Genomic DNA, 16,652 nt, shown 5'->3' on the forward strand with positions numbered 1-16,652 from the left:
GGCAGCCACCAGCACGGTGAGGATGACGATGCGCAACGCGGCGCCGATCGGCGTGTTCGACTCCGGAGTCGGGGGCCTGTCGGTGCTGCGCGCGATCCATGCGGCGTTACCCGATGAGGCACTGCTGTATTGCGCCGATTCCTGCTACGCGCCGTATGGCGAGCGCGACGACGCGTTCATCGCGGCGCGCACGCTGGGCATCGGCCGGTGGCTCGCGTCGCGACATGTGAAGGCAATCGTGGTGGCCTGCAACACCGCCACCGCGCATACTGTATCGATGTTGCGCGAGCGTCTGCAAATGCCGATCATTGGCGTCGAGCCAGGCATCAAGCCCGCCGCGTTGCAGTCGCGCACCCGCGTGGCCGGCGTACTGGCGACCGCCAGCACGCTCCAGAGCGCACGCTTCAACGCGCTGCTTGCCCAGTATGGCGGCGATTGCCGGTTCGTGTGCCAGGCGGGCCATGGCCTGGTCGACGCCATCGAGGCGGGCGACATCGGTTCGCCGGTCGTCATGCAGCGCCTGTCCGCGTGCCTGCAGCCGATTCTGGACGCCGGCGCCGACACGCTGGTGCTGGGTTGCACCCACTATCCGTTTCTGCTGGATGCGGTGCGTATGATCACCGCCGACCGGCTCCACATCATCGACACCGGCGACGCGATCGCGCGTCAACTGGTGCGGCGGCTGACCGACTTGCAGTTGCTGATCGACGCTGGCCCGGCTGCTGCGCACGCCGAGCTGACACTTGCGCCAGCGCCGTTGCGACTCGTCACCACAGGCGACGCCCCGCAATTGACCCGCATCGCTTGGCAACTGCTCGGCGTCGATGCGGCCGCCGAACATGTCGAAATAGCGTCGGAACCGATTTATTTCGACGCACCAGCCTGACGCGGGGCCAGCCGACTGCTTTTACAAAAAATCATCGATCGCGCTTGCGCACGTCGCCACAAAGAATGATAATAATTCGCATTAACGTTAGCTGTCAGCGCATCATGATCGTCTGCGTGTGCAAGTCTGTTTCTGACCGTACTATCCGTGCATCGCTGCAGTCCGGTGCATCGACGTTCGACGAATTGCAATTCGAGTTGGGCGTGGCAACGTGCTGCGGCAAATGCGAGGAAACCGTGCGCGACCTGGTTGCCGCTTGCGGCGCGTGCACGAGCCTGTGCGGCCCCGGCACCCACCCGGCGCGTCATGTGGCGCCGGCGTCGGTTGAATTCTACGAACGCAAGGCGGCCTGACGCCGGTTGTACCGGGCCGCGGCCCTGATGCTGCGTCGGTTCTGCCCGGTTCCGTCTTTCTCCGTGCAAGCCAGCGCGACGCGCGCCAGCCACGTTACCGTACCTCGCTCCTGGAGGGCTTCATGGAACTGTTGCTTGGATTCGCGACAACGTTATGCATCTCCTTTATGATTTTCCGACGCTGAGCCCGGCACACGCCAGCCCGCGTCGAAGCAAGGTCGGCCATTGTCCGCGTCGCGCCCCCCGTGCTTCTGCCATCGGCCCACGCTAATATGCAGGTTTCCCCCAGTTCGGCTGGAGCGCTGTGCTCCAGTGCAGCCTCGCCGATGAAATCGCGCGCCGTCGCCCACTACACGACTACGCTCGCCGTAGTGGCACTGCTGCATGCCGGCGTGATCGCGTGGCTGGTTTATGGGCGTGCCGACACCGTCCCGACCGTAACAGTCGAGTCCCGGCCGATTATGGCCGAACTGCTGGCCCCGCCGGCGCCGGTCGCAGTGCAGTCCACGCCGACGCCTGCACCCAAACCCAAGCCCAAACCCAAGTCCGTGGTCATGCCGCGGCCCAGTCCCAAGCCCATCGTCAAAAATCCTGCGCCGGCGCCTACGCCGCCGATGCCGGTACGTGATACCCCATCGCAATCGGTGCCTACACCGCCGGCGTCCCCGGCAGCGCCCGCGCCGGCACCAGTCGCCGAGCCCGCGTCACCCGCGCTGAGCTCTCACTCGGTCGTCGCGCAGGGCGCACCCAAGGGCGTCGCCAAGCTCGACTGCCAGATCGTGCGGCCCGATTATCCCGCGCTGTCCAGACGACGCGAGGAAACAGGCACGGTGATCGTCAACCTGGTCGTCGGTCTGGACGGCAAGGTGGAACGGGCCACGATCAAGAAAAGCAGCGGTTATGATCGATTGGACGACGCCGCGCGCAACGCTGCGCTAGCCAGCACGTGCCGGCCGTATATCGAAAATGGGCAACCGATCCGGGTCACGGCCGATCAGCCGTATGTGTTTAATCTGGGCGACTGAGCAGCGCCGCGCCGGCTGATACCGCGCCGCCGATGCGCCATTGCCGAGTCCGCCCGCTCAACAGCGTCACCGATAACGAGGATACGAAGGAAACACCATGCAGAACTACGGTATGGCCCACGTATGGGCGCAAGGGGATTTCGTCACGCGCGGCATCGCGATCACACTATTGATCATGTCAGTGCTGTCGTGGAGCGTGATCCTAATTAAAGGATGGAACGTGCTGCGGCTGCGGCGCCTGACGCGCAACGCCGAGCAGCAGTTCTGGCATTCCGACGATTTCGCCGAAGGCCTTGTGAAGCTCGGCTCGACTGGCTCCAGTGCCGCCGATAACCCGTTCGTCGCACTCGCGCTGTCCGGCAAGGAAGCCGCGGACCATCACCACAAGAGCCAGCCTCACCTGCATAACCGGATGGACATTTCGGACTGGATAACGCGCTGCCTAAAGGACACCATGGACGACTGCGTCGCCCGGATGCAAAGTGGGCTGGCGATCCTCGCATCGATCGGCAGCACCGCACCGTTCGTCGGCCTGTTCGGCACCGTGTGGGGCATCTATCATGCGCTGCTGACGATCGGGGCGACCGGGGAAACGTCAATTGACAAGGTTGCAGGGCCGGTAGGCGAATCGTTGATCATGACGGCATTCGGCCTGTTCGTCGCAATTCCCGCGGTGCTCGGCTACAACGCGCTGACCCGCTCGAACAAGGCCGTGGTGACCAAGCTGAATCGCTTCGCGCACGGGCTGCACGCATACTTCGTGACAGGCGAACGATTGTCCTCGACGCTCCAGCGCGGCGAAGGCCCGCGACTGGCAACAGCCGGCAAATGAGCGGGGTACGACCATGGCAATGACTCCCTTTACGCACGACGCCGACGACGGGCTGATGAACGAGATCAACATGACGCCGCTGGTCGACGTCATGCTCGTGCTACTGATCATCTTCATCGTGACGATTCCGGCGATCCAGCACGCAGTCAAGCTCGACCTGCCGCACGCAAGCAGCCAGCAGCAGGATGTGCGGCCCGCGCACGTCACGGTGTCGATCAATGTCGATGGCACCGTGTTCTGGGATGACGTCAAGGTGTCCGACGCTGAGTTGCAGCGCAAGATCGCCGCCGCCGCACAGGCCAACCCGCAGCCGGAGCTGCATTTGCGAGCCGATCGCAAGGTCGCATACGAGCGCGTAGCCGACGTGATGTCCTATGCGCAATCGGGGGGGGTGGCCAAGATCGGGTTCGTGACCGAGCCCAAGGCGCACTGAGTGCGGTCCGCCATCACGTCACCTTTGAAGCCTCGCCATTGGCTACGCGCCGCCGCGTTGCATGGCGGCCTCTGCGCGAGCGCCGGCGCGTGTGGCCTCGACCACCGCGCCCGGGCCAACCCTAGCCCCCAGCCAACGGCTAGGACTACTTTGCCGCCTATTGGACGCTGGGCCGCGGCTTGACCGGACCCGGCAAGCGCGGCACGCGACGCTCAACGCGCGGCTGCGCAAGGCCCGCCGTGTCACGGCGCAGCATACGCAGCTGTGCCGCCGGCGCCGGCCCAATCGAATCGATGCTGGTCTGGCGCGAAGCATCAGCCAATCCTGCCTCCACGAGCAACTTGGCTTCCAGCTTCAGGTTGGTCAGGCGCGCCGGATCCTGCAAGGCGGTGCGCTGCGCCAGCAACTGGCTCCAGGCGTTGTCGCCGTAATTGACCACGTAGTAATCCTGTCCGCTCGGGTCGGCCAGCACCGCGCCACAGCCATCGAGCCGCACCTGCATGTCGGTGGCCTTCATCGCGAGCGTCTTGCGGCTGGTCAAACCATCGCCATACGCCAACGTCAGCGGAATGGTCCATTGCGTGCCCGGATACCGGTTTTGGTTCGGAAACGGCTGCTGTTTCAGCGTCACGACCGTCTGGTTGGCATTCAGGTCACAGCGCGTATCGAGCGAAACCAGCGGAATGCCAGTCTGCCGTACGAAGCTGTCGCCGATCGCCGCCATCGGCTCGCCGCTGGCTTTGGCCAGTTCGTCCCACAACCGCTTGGGCGTGACGTTGCCGAGCGCATAATCGGCCAAGTAGGACTGCAACGCGCCGCGCAGCACTTGCTCGCCCAGATAACCCTCGATCATCTTGAGCACCTGGCCGCCCTTATCATAGACGAACGTGCCCGCACCCAGCACGAAATCATTGGACGCGTACGCGTTGAAGTTGGGCTGAACCGGTAATGCCGATGACTTCAAGTCCGCCGCGATCACACGGTACTTATTCTTCACCTCGTCGGCCCAACTGAAGCGGTCCGGGAAGAAGCGAATCTTGGTCTTGTTCTCGAAGAACGTCGCAAACGACTCGTTCAGCCACACGTCGTCCCACCAGTCCAGCGTAACCAGATCGCCGAACCACTGATGCGCGGCCTCATGCGTGAGCACGGTCAGGCCATAGTCCGACATCGGCGTGCCGGGACGCGGCAGAATGTCGTCTGCGAACTCCAAGATCGCGCCCCAGTTTTCCATCCCGCCGAAGTTCAAGTCTTTTTGCTCTTTGAACGCGTCGTTTGCGGCGACCGTGTCGAACTTGGTCAGCGGCAACGGGATACCCGTATAGCGGTAGTAGAAATCCAGGGCCTGCTTGGTCTGATTCATCGCGGGACGCGCCCACTCTTTCATGCCAGGCGGCGTGAAGATGCGCAGGTGCAGCCCCTTACCATCCGGCAGCGGGCTCGAAAAGTCGTCCTCGAGCACATCGAACTGCCCGCCGCCGAAGAACAGCAGGTAGGACGGCATCGGCGGTGTCTTCTCGAACGACACACGCTTGTAGCCGCCATCGAGGTCCACCGGCGGCAGCTCCGCCGCATTGGACACGACCCGCCAATGGCTTGGCACGTCGGCACTCACCTCATAGGTTGGTCGGAACGCCGGTTCGTCCCAACCCGGGAACCACTGGCGCGCGAGGTCCGATTCGCCCTGGGTGAGGATCGCGCCGCTGGTAGTGCCATCCGTTGCCTTCAAGTCAACGCGGAACACGCCTTCGGCGGCCGAGCAACCGGGATAGGGGTCGCCGCCGCAACTTCCGCCGGTGTGAGTGGCCGGATCGTCATAGGTCTTGAAGTTGATGATGCCCTGCCACTCCATATGCAGCGAATAGGTGCCCGCCGCAATCTGCCCGCTCACTGGACGAAGCTGATAGTAGTCCCCCTTATCCTGCGGCACCGCCGTCAGCGGGACATTGCCCGGCTGCAGCGTGATCGAGCCGTTAATGAAGCTGATCCGGTGCCCCGCAACGACAATCGCGTTGACCGGATCACGCACCTTGATCTGAACGTCAGCGCGACCCTGGAACGCTGATAACGCCGGATTCGGCCGGAACCACAGCCTGTAGTTCAGCGGCACCACAGTATCGGGCATTTCGATCGGGGAGACCGTCTTGACTACCGCCGGGTTGGCGGCGATCGGCGCGGTGGGAGCCGTGAGCGGCGCGTCGGATGACGGCGGCAACACGGCCGCGGCGCGGCTGGCCGTACTCTGGAGCCCGTCTCCGTCCCCGCACCCGCTCAACGCAAACAACGCAGCCACCATCACACACGGAAGCCGTACTCCAAAACGAGTGAACATAGAAAACCTCGAGTGAGAAAGCAATGGGTTGATATGTCATTTCTGCTGCTTACTCCCTCACTCGCGCGTTGCGCCATATCGCCGGCGCACGGTCGCCCCGTATGCATGGATCCCGGACGTAATGCGTCCCCTAGCATTGCCATTCAGAAATGCTTTTTATATGAAATACTAAAAATTAGGAATACAAAATCTATCACACAGACGGACAGGTCGCTTCACTGAATCAACAACCGTGGCTTCGACACTGGAATGCGCCGCATCCAGCTCGGGGTTTACCCTGCTGTCGCGGGCTGACTCGCCTGGAGACAGTACAGAGATTAAAAGCACGCGCATTCGCGTGTCAACTTCCTTTCAAAATTTTACTTTCGTGGTGGGCAAAGAACTCTACCCGTTTTTATCAGAAATAATTGTCACGCTTCGCACCACATTACGATTTTGAAAGGTAAATAGGTAACACGGCGCGGTTGCTTCGATTAGCTGATCAGAACCGGAGCCGCAGGCCCGCCATCGCTGTGCCGCCCTCTAGGGCGGTATCGCGCACGACAGAACTCGCGTAGCGGATCTCCTGGTTGGTCAGACTGTCGCCCCCGGACATAGGCCAGACACTGCGTGGATCCGCAACGTGTAGTTCAGCAGGAATCCAAAAGTTGGATAGCTGGCTGTGGGAAAATCTTCTAAGACACTGTCGCATGTTTGCATCGAAACCGAGAGCACCGGTCACTTGCTGGAACAGTCGCTAGGACAGGAGGCGACCATTCCGTCTATAAAACTACTACAAGCTTTTTTTTACTTGATCAGCTTCATGCCAGCTGTTTTGGCCGCTTTCGCGTCAAAGGTAGCCGTATATTGGCACTGCACTTCATGACACGTTCGCTCAATCAGGCAATCGGCAAAATCGGCTGACGAGGTAGCGTACAACCGTAACGCCTTCCACACCCTCTCGGCCGCCTCGACCACCAGCTCCTTCGTGCGAAGCAACGTCTCGATTACCTGGGCCACCTCGTGGCGACCTACACCGTAGGCCCGCCCGAGTACCCATACAACCTCAATTAGCGCAACCTGCGTAACATAACCAGGGCGATCTGCCGTAAGCGATTCCATCAGCGCCGTTGCCTTTCTCGCCTGCACTGGATCGTCCTGTGCGAAATAGCGCACGAGCACATTGGTATCCAGACCGATCATCGGGCCGCGCCTGCTTGCTCCGCGATCGCTGCGTTCATGTCTTCGACCGATACCGGCTTCGCCGGCTTGCGAATAATACCTTTGAGAGCAGTGACTGAACGGGTGACCGGAACCATCTCATACCGCCCCGTTCCTTCATTGAGAATAAAATCAATCCGGTCGCCAATCGACAGACCGAGATGATTGCGCACGTCCACGGGAATCGTGACTTGTCCCTTCGATGTCACAGTGGCAGCAGCCATATGACCTCCTAAATCCTGCTTCCCTTACTTTAAGGTAAGGCGCAACGTAATGCAAGGATTTTCCCGCTCATGCCGCGTGCATACATGCTGATCACATGCTCGTCCCAGCCCGGTAGGCGACGTTGATTGCCGGCCCATTGTGGCTCGAACGTCGCCTGCCGATCGTGCGCAATATTCAGCTTTAACTCACCGGCGGGCGTCAGGACCGTCTTGGGGCTCGTGCGGCCCGCCGCGCACGAAGCCACCGGCCGATGCTGCCACTGAGCCGATCGATTAAGCTGCTCATGCGCGGCGCTGCACACGATCGTTAAAAGCGTTTCTAGGGCGCCGCGGCCATGCAGCTTAAACACGTATTTGCGCATTGATTGCACCACAGCACGGGCTTGCATATGGCCGACTGACAACTCCACGCGCTAACCGGCGTTCTTACGTCTGGCAAACAATGGTACAAATTTTGAGGATAACCCGGTTGGCACGCTGTGGCGCTATGTGATCGATCTGCGCCGCGGCCACGTGACCGAACAGCAGCTCAACGACAGAGGCATCGAGTTGCCACGCCCACGTAGCTGCTTGCGCTGTATCGCGCCGCGCCACCGGCGCGGCGCCCGGTCCATCAATGATAATGACAGGCGGGAACCGGATGCGGCCCGCGTGTCCCACAGACGTGTAAACTGCTGTCTTTTTGACTCTGGTGGTATGGTGCAAGTCCCCCGGCCAACGGCGTCCGGCGCTCCGACGCTCGTTCGTCTGCTTGCGCGGCTCGCGCAACTCGATATAGCCGAATCCGGACAATCGTTGCCGAACCAATTGAGCCAATGGCTCGGCTGGACCGACGCCATTGCGTTGTCAACCGCGCTCAACGCCAATGCATACGGTGCCGCCTCGGACGCGGCCGAAGTGGCGAACATGAGCGACGACGCGTCGGCGCATATTGCCGCCGTGCGCACGTCGCTGATCTGCCGCATCGATGCCGCTTGCGGCTTCGCCACCGGGGCGCGCCACGCGGCCACGCCCGCAGCACTGCGCGGAGCGAGCGGCGACACCGTGCCCGATTACGCCGATTTTCGCCACCGCTACGTCGGCGTGCAGCACCCGATGGCAACGGCTATCGGTACGCTGCGGGAGCGGCTGCGCGCGATGCTGGCGATGCGCGCGCCGGATATGGCGCGGCTGTGCGCAGTCGATACCGTCATGGAGCAGGCACTGGCAGCACGCGAGCATAACCTGCTGGCCAACGTGCCCGCGTTGCTCGGCGCGCATTTTGCCCGCTTGCGCGACGCCGCGCATCTGCCCGCGGGCGCGCCGCACACATGGCTGGACGTATTCCGCAACGACATGCGCAGCGTGTTGATCGCCGAACTCGATGTCCGGTTCCAACCGGTGCAAGGACTGCTGTCGGCCTACCGTACCCGCTAACCCACATGCTATGACCCGCTTTCGCCTTAATGTTGTTGTCTTCTTGGCCGGCCTGGCTGTCGTAGGCTGGATCGGCGCCGGCTACCTTGGCTCCAACCCGCTGGCCTCGGCCGTCACGCTGCTGATCGGCGCCGGTTATCTGGCGGGCGCATTGGAATTGCGCCGCAACCAACAGGCCACTGTCATGTTGACGCGTGCCGTGGCCGGCCTGTCCGGCCCCCCGCCGACGCTGGAATCCTGGCTGGCACCGTTGCCTGCCGGCTTGCGCAGCACGGTACGCCAGCGACTGGACGGCCAGCGCGTCGCGTTGCCGGGCCCGGTGTTGACGCCCTACTTGGTGGGATTGCTAGTGCTGCTCGGCATGCTGGGCACCCTGCTCGGCATGGTGACGACGTTGCGCGGCACCGGCGCCGCGCTGCAAAGCGCGACCGATCTGGACGCCGTCCGGGCGTCGCTTGCCGTGCCGGTCAGCGCACTGGGCTTCGCGTTCGGCACATCGATTGCGGGCGTGGCGACATCTGCCATGCTGGGCCTGCTTTCCGCCCTGTGCCGACGCGAGCGCATCGAGGCCGCGCAGCAGCTCGATACCGCCATTGCGACGACATTGCGAGCCCATTCGAGCGCTCACCAGCGCGAGACGACTTTGCAGGTCTTGCAGCGGCAAGCCGATGCGTTGCCTGCACTGGTTGACCGGCTGCAAACAATGATCACGCACATCGAGCGGCAGACACAGACGTTGAGCGAGCAACAGCTCGCCGGGCAGCAAGCGTTCCTCGATAAGGTCGAGCACGTGCACGCGCGCCTGACCTCATCCGTGACGCAATCGTTGACAGAATGCGTGGCCGACAGCGCCCGCGCCGCGGGTACGGCGCTGCAGCCGGTCGTCCAGGCGACAATGGCCGGCCTGGCGCGCGATACGGCATCGCTGCACGATACCGTCGCCGGCGCCGTGCAGCAGCAGCTGCATGCGCTGTCCACGAGCCTGGACGCGACCACGCGCAACGTGGCGGCGGTCTGGAGCGACGCATTGGCCGACCATCGGCAATCCAATGACGCGCTACTCGAGCACCTTCGCGTCTCAGCTGACCGGTTCACAGAGGCGGCCGAACAACGCGCCACGAGCCTGTTGCAGACGCTGTCGGCACGCTTGGAAGCCAACGTGGCGACGCTTGCCCAGACTTGTCAGCAGACGCTAACCCGGCAGGAGCAGGCCGCGGAGCAACGCGCTGCGCACTATCAGCACGCGCTCGAAGCGGCTGCTGCGACGCTCGCACAGCGCTCGATGGCGTCGCTGGATGCAATGGAGCAATCGCAGGCACGGCTGCGCGCCGAACTGCAATCGCAGGACGAGCATCGGTTGGCCACCTGGACCACGACACTGACGTCGATGGCCGCCACGTTGCGCCACCAATGGGATGAAACCAGCACGCGCGCAGCCGCGCAGCAGCAACAGATCTGCGACACACTGGCACGTACGGCGCAACAGATCTCGGCGCAGGCCAACGAGACGATCGCAGAGATCGGCAAGCTCGTGCAGGCCGCGTCGCAGGCGCCGCTGGCTGCAGCGCAGGTGATCGCCGAGCTACGCCAGCAACTGTCCGATAGCCTCGAGCGCGACACAGCGGTTCTGCAGGAACGTGGCCAAGTGCTCGAAACGCTAGCGACGCTACTCGACGCGATCAACCATGCGTCCAACGAACAGCGCTCGGCCATCGATGCACTGGTCGCGACATCGGCAAACCTGCTGGAGCGCGTCGGCAACCGGTTCACTGACGAGGTCCGGGCCGGCACGCAGCAGCTGGAGACCACCGCAGTGCAGCTCACCAGCAGCGCGGTCGAGGTGGCCAGCTTGGGTGAGGCGTTCGGCGCGGCGGTCCAGTCCTTTGGCGCGTCCAACGATACGCTGGTCGAGCATCTGCAGCGCATCGAAGCGGCGCTAGCCAAATCGCTCACGCGCAGTGACGAGCAACTCGCTTACTACGTCGCGCAGGCGCGGGAAGTCATCGATCTAAGCATGATGTCGCAGAAGCAGATCGTCGAGGAGTTGCAACAGCTCGCCACGCAGCAGGCTCGTGCGGGAGCCGAAGCGCCATGAACGACGGCATCGACGGCGGCGTAGACATCGACGGCAGCGTGGAAGCGGCGGCGCCCATCTGGGCCGCGTTTGCCGACTTGATGTCGGTATTGTTGGGTGCGTTCGTGCTGATCCTGGTCGGCGTCATCGGCATGCAACTGCAATTGTCGTCCAAGCTTGAGAACGAAGTCCGACAGCGGCAAATGGAAACCCAGCGCCGCAAGACGCTGGAACAGGCATTGGCCGGGCCGCTGGCCGCCGGACGCGTGACGCTGGTAAACGGCCGTATCGGCATCAGCGGCAGCGTGCTATTCGCGCTTAATTCGGACCAGTTGCAGCCCGAAGGCAGCGAGCTATTGAAAAGTCTTGCCAAGCCGCTTCGCTCGTACCTTGGCGCCCGTGACGAGATCCTGATGGTGAGCGGCTTCGCCGATGACCAGCAAGTGCACGCGGGCAATCGTCGCTTCGCCGATAACTGGGAGTTGTCAGCACAGCGCGCATTGACGGTGACACGCGCGTTCATCTCGGAAGGCGTGCCGGCATCGTCGGTGTTCGCCGCTGCGTTCGGCTCCGAACAACCGGTCAGCTCGAATGCCGACGACGCTGGACGGGCCCGGAACCGACGCGTGGAGATTGCCGCCGTGCCAAGGCTCTCCGCCACCCACGGTGAACGCCGTGAGCCGTAGCGAAACGCATGCGCGGGCCCAGCTCGACGCATGGCGAGCATCCGGCGCCGATTGCCTGGACCCGGTGCACTTCTGCTTCATCGACGCGCTGCAGCGGCGCACGGCAGGTCACGTCGGCGCGGTGCGGCGCCAGCTGGAACACCGGCTTGGCGAGTTACTCGACGCGTATGCCGCCGATCTCGAGCGGGCGGATCCCCGCTCCAACGACGCCGATACCGCAACGGCATCACGCGAGCCCGGGGGCCCTACGCTCGCGGCGTTGCTCGACTACATTGCCGCACGCAAACACGCGCACGGCGACGCCGGTGCCCTTGCCGCCGCGCCGCACCCCGTGCCCGATCTGGGGCCGGCCACGCTGGATTATTTTAGAAAGACCTGGGCCAGGGCCCGCATCGCAAAGCAGCTTCGGCAATCGCTGAACCAGGTGCCGAGAAATGCCGGTCCGCTCAATTCCAGCAGTCTCGTGCACCGGTCGCTTTCGTTGATGCGCGAATTGTCGCCCGGATATCTACAGCAGTTCCTCGCGTACACGGACAAGTTATCGTGGTTGGAGCAATTAAATAGCGGGGGCCCGGCATCGACCAAGGACACCGCGCGTCCCGCTGCTACCCGCAAGAGCGTCCGGAGCCAACCGCGCTGAAGCGGCGTGCCGGTCCGCGCGTGGCACCTTGAATGGACGTGCGCTACGGCACGCGAATGTTCAGGAATTGCCACGGGTCGTCGGGATCCAGCGGTTCGTCGAACAGCGGCAAGCGATGTGCCAGCGGCGTCCAGCTGCCGTAAGTGCCCGCCATTTCACCAAGATATGGCAGCGCTGCGTCCAGGATCGTGCGATGGTCGATATCATCCGGTTCAACAATGCCCGCCCGCGGATGCTCGAGCATCCAGACCATGCCGCCCAGGATACCGGCGACCACCTGCAGGGTCGTCGCGGTGTTATGCAGTGCAAGGCACCGCGCGTCGTCCATCGACAGGCGCGAGCCGTACCAGTACACGCCTCGTTCATTGCCCATCAGCAGCACCCCGAGTTCGTCCCGCCCACCGACGATATCCGCGCGTAGGATACGGCGACGGTCCGGCGCGCGCCAGCCTCGTCCCGCCAGCTCGTCGATGGACAGCAGGGCGTCGTCGCACGGCCGGTACGCGTAGTGCACCGTCGGACGATAGACCACCTCGCCCTCATCGCGCAGCGTCAAGTGATCCGCGATCGATATCGACTCACCATGCGAGATGAGAAAACCATGATAGGGGCCGCCGAGCGGTGTCCAGCTGCGCACGCGCGTCGCGAATCCCGGACGCGTCAAATAGATGGCCGCATCCGAACCGAAGCCATGGCGCCTGGCATCCGCCGGCCAATGCCGCTCATGAGTTCCCCAGCCCAGTTCGGCGGGCTGCATGCCCTCCTCGATCAACGCATCCACCGACCACGTATTGACGAATTCGCCCCGTGCCTTGCGCTGCGCCGAGCACTGCGTATCCTGTTCGGCCACGTGAATCGCCCGGATGCCGAGTTGTTGCGCGATGCGGCCCCAGTCCCCGGAACTGACGGGACGGCCGATGTCAACATGATGGTGGCCGGCCATCTCCGACAACGCCTGTTTCGTCAGCGCCGATATCAGCCCTGGGTTCGCGCCCTGAGTGACAAGCGCTGTGGGGCCGTCGCGCTTGTCCAGTCGGAACGCGAGCAACGCTTCCCGCAGCGCGTAGTTCGAGCGGTGCGACAACGGACGCTGCACATCGGACGCACTCTCGCCCCACGGCTCGATCGACGTATCCAAGTACAGCGCGCCGCGGCTCCAACAATACCGGACCAGTGCTTCGCTTGACACGCCAACGGACAAATTCAACAAAAAATCCCCGGTATCGACAAACCGCTGGAGCACCGCCTCGTAATTGCTCGTTGTCAACGGCTCCCGAACGACACGCACGCCGTTCTCCGCCGCGATGGCCGTATCATCGGATGGCGTGCACAGCACCGTGACAGCTTCCGGCGCCACGTCGAGCCGCTGCAGCAGGACAGGCAACGCAGCACTGGCAATGCTGCCAAAACCGACAATCACGAGCCGGCCGGGCAACTGTGCGCATTTTTCATTGGACTTGGCTTGTGTGCTCAATTAGCTCTCCTGTCATGAGCGCAGGCGGTATCGCTGACATCGTCGCCGCACGAATCCTATCCGTCTAGCTCGTCGCGCCATGTCTTGCTCGCATCTTCCGCGCCGCGCTACCCACCCTCATGCTGCATAGACGCTCGAAGTTGGGCCGACGAACACCGTCATCGACCCGCAAGCAAGCGGCAAGCCCACCCGCGCCAGTACCCTGCGGCGGGCACAGGGATTGCGACCGACCAGGCACGCAACAAGAACGGCGGCGGACGCGGCCGGGTGGTAGCACGCCGTCCGACGTCGGCCACCGTCCCCGACTTTTCAGCCCATGACGGACTACATCGACAAGCAACGCGATACGCGGCGGCGCAGCGGCCAACCACCGTCACAAGCCCAGCAGGCACCCGTAAATTTCGCGCAGACCGTACATGCGCTGGCGCGGCACGGCAATCCCGCGGTGAGCAACGTGACGTTCGTGCTCGGCGCCGGTTTCTCCCATGCATGGGACACCCGCTATCCGACCGGCACTGATCTATTCGACTTTACCGATGACGACTGGGCGAGCGAATCTCCGTTCCTGGAGGACTTCCTGCGTATGACGCAGATCGATCGCACCATCGGGTTGGACCGATCCGCGTTTCTCGACATCGTCTATCAGGTAGGCATGCTGAAAAAATATCCGCTAATTCGCAACCGTTACGTCGATGAGTTCTACCTAGAACTGGTCGAGCGCGAATTGCGCTACGCGGTGCTTCGTAAGTTCCACCAGTGCGTGACGCCTCCCGCCCTGGTCCGGGACACGCTATCGTTCGGCCGACCACTGACCGACGCACAAACAGCGATTAGTTCGCTGTTTGCCGCGCTGCACGAGCATGCGGGTGCGACATCGGCTGGCGAGCGGCCCGCACACTGCATCGGCGTGAATTTCCTGACGACGAACTACGACTTTGTCATCGAGGCGATGGTGGACACAGCACTTCAACGTGCGCGTTCGCGCGAGCTGTATCGAGGCTTCACGCCATTTGCCTGGTGCGGCGAAACGGACAGGCGTGCGGTGACGGTGCCCTTTGCAGGCGGCCATCTGCTGAAACTCAATGGGGGGTTCGAGATCTACCGGCGTGATGGCCATTTCGAAGTCGACTACCGTCAACGCGATCCACAGGTATTGCGCAGCAATCCACCGGATATTATGCTACCGTCGCGGGCACAGGACTACGACCAACCTTACTTCCAGGCGCTATTCCCGAAGGCCGTACGGCTGCTGCGCGAGTCCCGGATCGTCGTACTAGTCGGCTATAGTTTCCCGGACGAGGACGCGCTGGTGCGACTACTGCTGCGTCAATTTGCCGAAGCGCCGGCTGACGGACGTGAGCGTGCGCTGTACTGCATCGATCTGGACGATGTTCAGACGCAACTCGCCCATGCAAGAAGCGTCTTTCCGCATGCCAGCGCGTCCGGCGGCCTCACAGTATTGCCATGGCGGGGGAGTTTCAGCGAATGGTGCAGTATTGCCGCCCGCTCATTATGATACGTTCGTCGATTGACACGTCCGCCCGATAATACGCCGCCCGCCAATACATCTGCCTGCGCCCCAAGCCCGGCCCGCGTGGGCTGTTGCCCTCCGACGGTACCGTCCGGCCTGTACGTGCGACGCGCCCACCCTGAACCGGCACCGTCTCAGCACCGCCACGCGCAAACGGCCACACCGCCCCGGCGCGTGGCACGCTTGCGCTAGGCTTGACGAGCCTGCGGATTGCCGACCTTCTCGGCGAACTGCGTCAGCTTCTGATCGGTCGCCTTCTCCTCATCGAGGGTCGCCTTCAGCAACGGCACCGCGTCGTCCTTGCCGAGCTGTTTCGCGAACGCGCACAGCGTGCCGTAAGCCGCAATTTCGTAGTGCTCCACTTTCTGGGCTGCGCCAATCAGCCCCGCATCGAGAACTGGCCCCTTCTCGATTTCGTCCACCAGTTCCTCGCCTTCCTCAACCAACCCCTCCATTGCCACACATTTGATCCGTTTCAGCTTGAGGCCACACTTCTCAACGACCTGATCAATGCGTGCGACCTGCTCATGCGTTTCCTGCAAGTGCGTCTCAAAAGCCTGGGCGAGTTCAGGATTCGTGCTGGCGCGCGACAGCTTACCGAGCGCGCGTGTCAATTGCTTTTCCGCGCTATAAATGTCAGATAGCGAATAGATAAACAGGTCTTCCAGGGTCTTGCGTGCCATTTTGAGCCTCCTTCGTCGAACTCATCAGGGATACGCCGGACGAGCATGCCTGCGCCGGCCCTGCTTGTCGCGCAACGCTCGTGCCCGGCCACCGGCGCCGCACGGCTTCGACAGGGCCGCCGCGGCGACGCTCGCGCCCGTTCACCGCGCCAAGCCGTCCCGCTAAGCCACCCGCCCACGAGGGCGCGCCAGCGCATACAGTTGCTCAGGGCGCACCGGCCGGCACGTCGCACAGGCCGGCGCGTTCCCGGTGGCCATGGCGCTGCTGGGCACGCTGGCCGGCAGCGCCGTATTGCGCTGCTTTGCACCCCGCGATGCATAGCAAAGTCGATTACGCCAGACGCACCGGAATCCAAGCGCGCAGCTTACTCCCTATACATCGGGCGGCTGAGGCTCGCTGAAGACGGTCGCCGAATTTCTTACGAAGGAAAAAGTCGTGCTCAAGGCCAGCGGCCTGCTGATCCATCAGAACAAACCCAATAGCTACATGTGCGTGGGCTGCTCATGGGCAAAGCCTGCACGGCCGCACCTGGCCGGGTTTTGTGAAAGCAGTGCGAAAGCCACTGCGTGGGATACGACGAAAAGCGCGTGACGCCGGACTTCTTCGACGTGCACACGGTAAGCGAATTATCCACCTGGCATGACCACGACCTGATCAGGCAATGTACTGATTGGGCGAGCGTGTAATGCTCCAGCGAAACCTGCTCGGGTTAAACAGCTAAAGCGAATTCTTCAGCCGGAGTTTTCATCTTCAGCGCCTGATAGAGCCGTTGATGGTTGTAGAATTGGATCCAGTCGGCAATCACGCGGCTAGCATGTTATGCGTCTCGAAGCGTGGCGGCGTACGCATTGCTCCTTGAGCA

General features: G+C 62.9%; 15 protein-coding genes and 2 pseudogenes. 11 read left to right on the forward strand and 6 right to left on the reverse strand.

The window, feature by feature from the left end:
- The first annotated feature begins 22 nt into the window (after positions 1-22).
- From murI to B0O95_RS06625, 5 genes are all read left to right on the forward strand, one after another.
- A complete protein-coding gene (gene murI / locus B0O95_RS06605; protein ID WP_104077190.1) occupies positions 23-886 on the forward strand; it encodes a glutamate racemase in 864 nt (287 codons plus the stop codon).
- 104 nt (positions 887-990) lie between these two features.
- On the forward strand, positions 991-1,239 hold the full coding sequence (locus B0O95_RS06610) for a (2Fe-2S)-binding protein (RefSeq protein WP_104077191.1): 249 nt from the start codon (positions 991-993) through the stop codon (positions 1,237-1,239).
- Between the two features lie 272 nt (positions 1,240-1,511).
- Positions 1,512-2,264: an energy transducer TonB gene (locus tag B0O95_RS06615; protein ID WP_104077192.1), complete on the forward strand. Its 753-nt coding sequence runs from the start codon at positions 1,512-1,514 to the stop codon at positions 2,262-2,264.
- A 97-nt stretch (positions 2,265-2,361) separates the two neighbouring features.
- Positions 2,362-3,096, forward strand: a complete 735-nt coding sequence (locus B0O95_RS06620) for a MotA/TolQ/ExbB proton channel family protein (protein WP_104077193.1) — start codon at positions 2,362-2,364, stop codon at positions 3,094-3,096.
- Positions 3,097-3,109: 13 nt separating this feature from the next.
- Positions 3,110-3,529 (forward strand): ExbD/TolR family protein, encoded by a 420-nt coding sequence (locus B0O95_RS06625; RefSeq protein ID WP_104077194.1) that lies wholly within the window; start codon positions 3,110-3,112, stop codon positions 3,527-3,529.
- A 157-nt stretch (positions 3,530-3,686) separates the two neighbouring features.
- On the opposite strand, the gene B0O95_RS06630 is transcribed toward B0O95_RS06625, so the two are convergent.
- The 4 genes and pseudogenes from B0O95_RS06630 to B0O95_RS06645 all read right to left on the reverse strand — a co-directional run.
- Positions 3,687-5,861 carry a M1 family metallopeptidase gene (locus B0O95_RS06630; RefSeq protein WP_104077195.1) on the reverse strand — a complete coding sequence of 725 codons (2,175 nt, stop codon included), beginning with the start codon at positions 5,859-5,861 and terminating at the stop codon, positions 3,687-3,689.
- 786 nt (positions 5,862-6,647) lie between these two features.
- Entirely contained in the window at positions 6,648-7,043 is a 396-nt protein-coding gene (locus B0O95_RS06635) for a PIN domain-containing protein (protein ID WP_104077196.1), read from the reverse strand.
- Positions 7,040-7,285 carry an AbrB/MazE/SpoVT family DNA-binding domain-containing protein gene (locus tag B0O95_RS06640; RefSeq protein WP_104077197.1) on the reverse strand — a complete coding sequence of 82 codons (246 nt, stop codon included), beginning with the start codon at positions 7,283-7,285 and terminating at the stop codon, positions 7,040-7,042. Before B0O95_RS06640 ends, B0O95_RS06635 begins: the two co-directional genes overlap by 4 nt.
- A gap of 65 nt (positions 7,286-7,350) precedes the next feature.
- A pseudogene (locus tag B0O95_RS06645) lies at positions 7,351-7,497 on the reverse strand (transposase); the annotation flags it as partial.
- A 484-nt stretch (positions 7,498-7,981) separates the two neighbouring features.
- Here B0O95_RS06645 and B0O95_RS06650 point away from each other — a divergent pair.
- From B0O95_RS06650 to B0O95_RS06665, 4 genes are read left to right on the forward strand one after another with little or no spacing between them, the layout of a single operon-like run.
- Positions 7,982-8,701 (forward strand): DUF3348 domain-containing protein, encoded by a 720-nt coding sequence (locus tag B0O95_RS06650; protein ID WP_104077198.1) that lies wholly within the window; start codon positions 7,982-7,984, stop codon positions 8,699-8,701.
- A gap of 10 nt (positions 8,702-8,711) precedes the next feature.
- Positions 8,712-10,796, forward strand: a complete 2,085-nt coding sequence (locus B0O95_RS06655) for a DUF802 domain-containing protein (RefSeq protein ID WP_104077199.1) — start codon at positions 8,712-8,714, stop codon at positions 10,794-10,796.
- Entirely contained in the window at positions 10,793-11,461 is a 669-nt protein-coding gene (locus B0O95_RS06660; protein WP_104077200.1) for an OmpA family protein, read from the forward strand. Before B0O95_RS06655 ends, B0O95_RS06660 begins: the two co-directional genes overlap by 4 nt.
- The gene (locus B0O95_RS06665; protein WP_104077201.1) at positions 11,442-12,101 is read left to right on the forward strand and encodes a DUF2894 domain-containing protein; all 660 of its coding nucleotides are present in this window, start codon (positions 11,442-11,444) and stop codon (positions 12,099-12,101) included. The genes B0O95_RS06660 and B0O95_RS06665 overlap by 20 nt, the downstream gene beginning before the upstream one ends.
- A 43-nt stretch (positions 12,102-12,144) precedes the next feature.
- Here B0O95_RS06665 and B0O95_RS06670 read toward each other — a convergent pair whose 3' ends face one another.
- Positions 12,145-13,575, reverse strand: a complete 1,431-nt coding sequence (locus B0O95_RS06670) for a saccharopine dehydrogenase C-terminal domain-containing protein (protein ID WP_104077202.1) — start codon at positions 13,573-13,575, stop codon at positions 12,145-12,147.
- A 316-nt stretch (positions 13,576-13,891) separates the two neighbouring features.
- Here B0O95_RS06670 and B0O95_RS06675 point away from each other — a divergent pair, with 316 nt between their 5' ends.
- Positions 13,892-15,091 carry an SIR2 family protein gene (locus B0O95_RS06675; RefSeq protein WP_104077203.1) on the forward strand — a complete coding sequence of 400 codons (1,200 nt, stop codon included), beginning with the start codon at positions 13,892-13,894 and terminating at the stop codon, positions 15,089-15,091.
- Positions 15,092-15,294: 203 nt separating this feature from the next.
- Here the strand turns inward: B0O95_RS06675 and B0O95_RS06680 are convergent, their stop codons facing one another.
- Positions 15,295-15,789, reverse strand: coding sequence for a YciE/YciF ferroxidase family protein (locus B0O95_RS06680; RefSeq protein ID WP_104077204.1), 495 nt, complete (start codon positions 15,787-15,789; stop codon positions 15,295-15,297).
- A gap of 397 nt (positions 15,790-16,186) precedes the next feature.
- On the opposite strand from B0O95_RS06680, the pseudogene B0O95_RS06685 reads away from it, so the two are divergent.
- Positions 16,187-16,443, forward strand: a pseudogene (locus B0O95_RS06685) (FdhF/YdeP family oxidoreductase); the annotation flags it as partial.
- Between the last annotated feature and the right edge of the window lie 209 nt (positions 16,444-16,652).

The organism is Mycetohabitans endofungorum, from assembly GCF_002927045.1.
Taxonomy (GTDB): Bacteria; Pseudomonadota; Gammaproteobacteria; order Burkholderiales; family Burkholderiaceae; genus Mycetohabitans; species Mycetohabitans endofungorum.

What these genes read in the sequence shown, in the direction of transcription:
- murI (WP_104077190.1), top strand. Translation starts at nt 23, where the DNA reads ATGACGATGCGCAACGCGGCGCCGATCGGCGTGTTCGACTCCGGAGTC.
- B0O95_RS06610 (WP_104077191.1), top strand. Translation starts at nt 991, where the DNA reads ATGATCGTCTGCGTGTGCAAGTCTGTTTCTGACCGTACTATCCGTGCA.
- B0O95_RS06615 (WP_104077192.1), top strand. Translation starts at nt 1,512, where the DNA reads ATGCAGGTTTCCCCCAGTTCGGCTGGAGCGCTGTGCTCCAGTGCAGCC.
- B0O95_RS06620 (WP_104077193.1), top strand. Translation starts at nt 2,362, where the DNA reads ATGCAGAACTACGGTATGGCCCACGTATGGGCGCAAGGGGATTTCGTC.
- B0O95_RS06625 (WP_104077194.1), top strand. Translation starts at nt 3,110, where the DNA reads ATGGCAATGACTCCCTTTACGCACGACGCCGACGACGGGCTGATGAAC.
- B0O95_RS06630 (WP_104077195.1), bottom strand. Translation starts at nt 5,861, where the DNA reads ATGTTCACTCGTTTTGGAGTACGGCTTCCGTGTGTGATGGTGGCTGCG.
- B0O95_RS06635 (WP_104077196.1), bottom strand. Translation starts at nt 7,043, where the DNA reads ATGATCGGTCTGGATACCAATGTGCTCGTGCGCTATTTCGCACAGGAC.
- B0O95_RS06640 (WP_104077197.1), bottom strand. Translation starts at nt 7,285, where the DNA reads ATGGCTGCTGCCACTGTGACATCGAAGGGACAAGTCACGATTCCCGTG.
- B0O95_RS06650 (WP_104077198.1), top strand. Translation starts at nt 7,982, where the DNA reads ATGGTGCAAGTCCCCCGGCCAACGGCGTCCGGCGCTCCGACGCTCGTT.
- B0O95_RS06655 (WP_104077199.1), top strand. Translation starts at nt 8,712, where the DNA reads ATGACCCGCTTTCGCCTTAATGTTGTTGTCTTCTTGGCCGGCCTGGCT.
- B0O95_RS06660 (WP_104077200.1), top strand. Translation starts at nt 10,793, where the DNA reads ATGAACGACGGCATCGACGGCGGCGTAGACATCGACGGCAGCGTGGAA.
- B0O95_RS06675 (WP_104077203.1), top strand. Translation starts at nt 13,892, where the DNA reads ATGACGGACTACATCGACAAGCAACGCGATACGCGGCGGCGCAGCGGC.
- B0O95_RS06680 (WP_104077204.1), bottom strand. Translation starts at nt 15,789, where the DNA reads ATGGCACGCAAGACCCTGGAAGACCTGTTTATCTATTCGCTATCTGAC.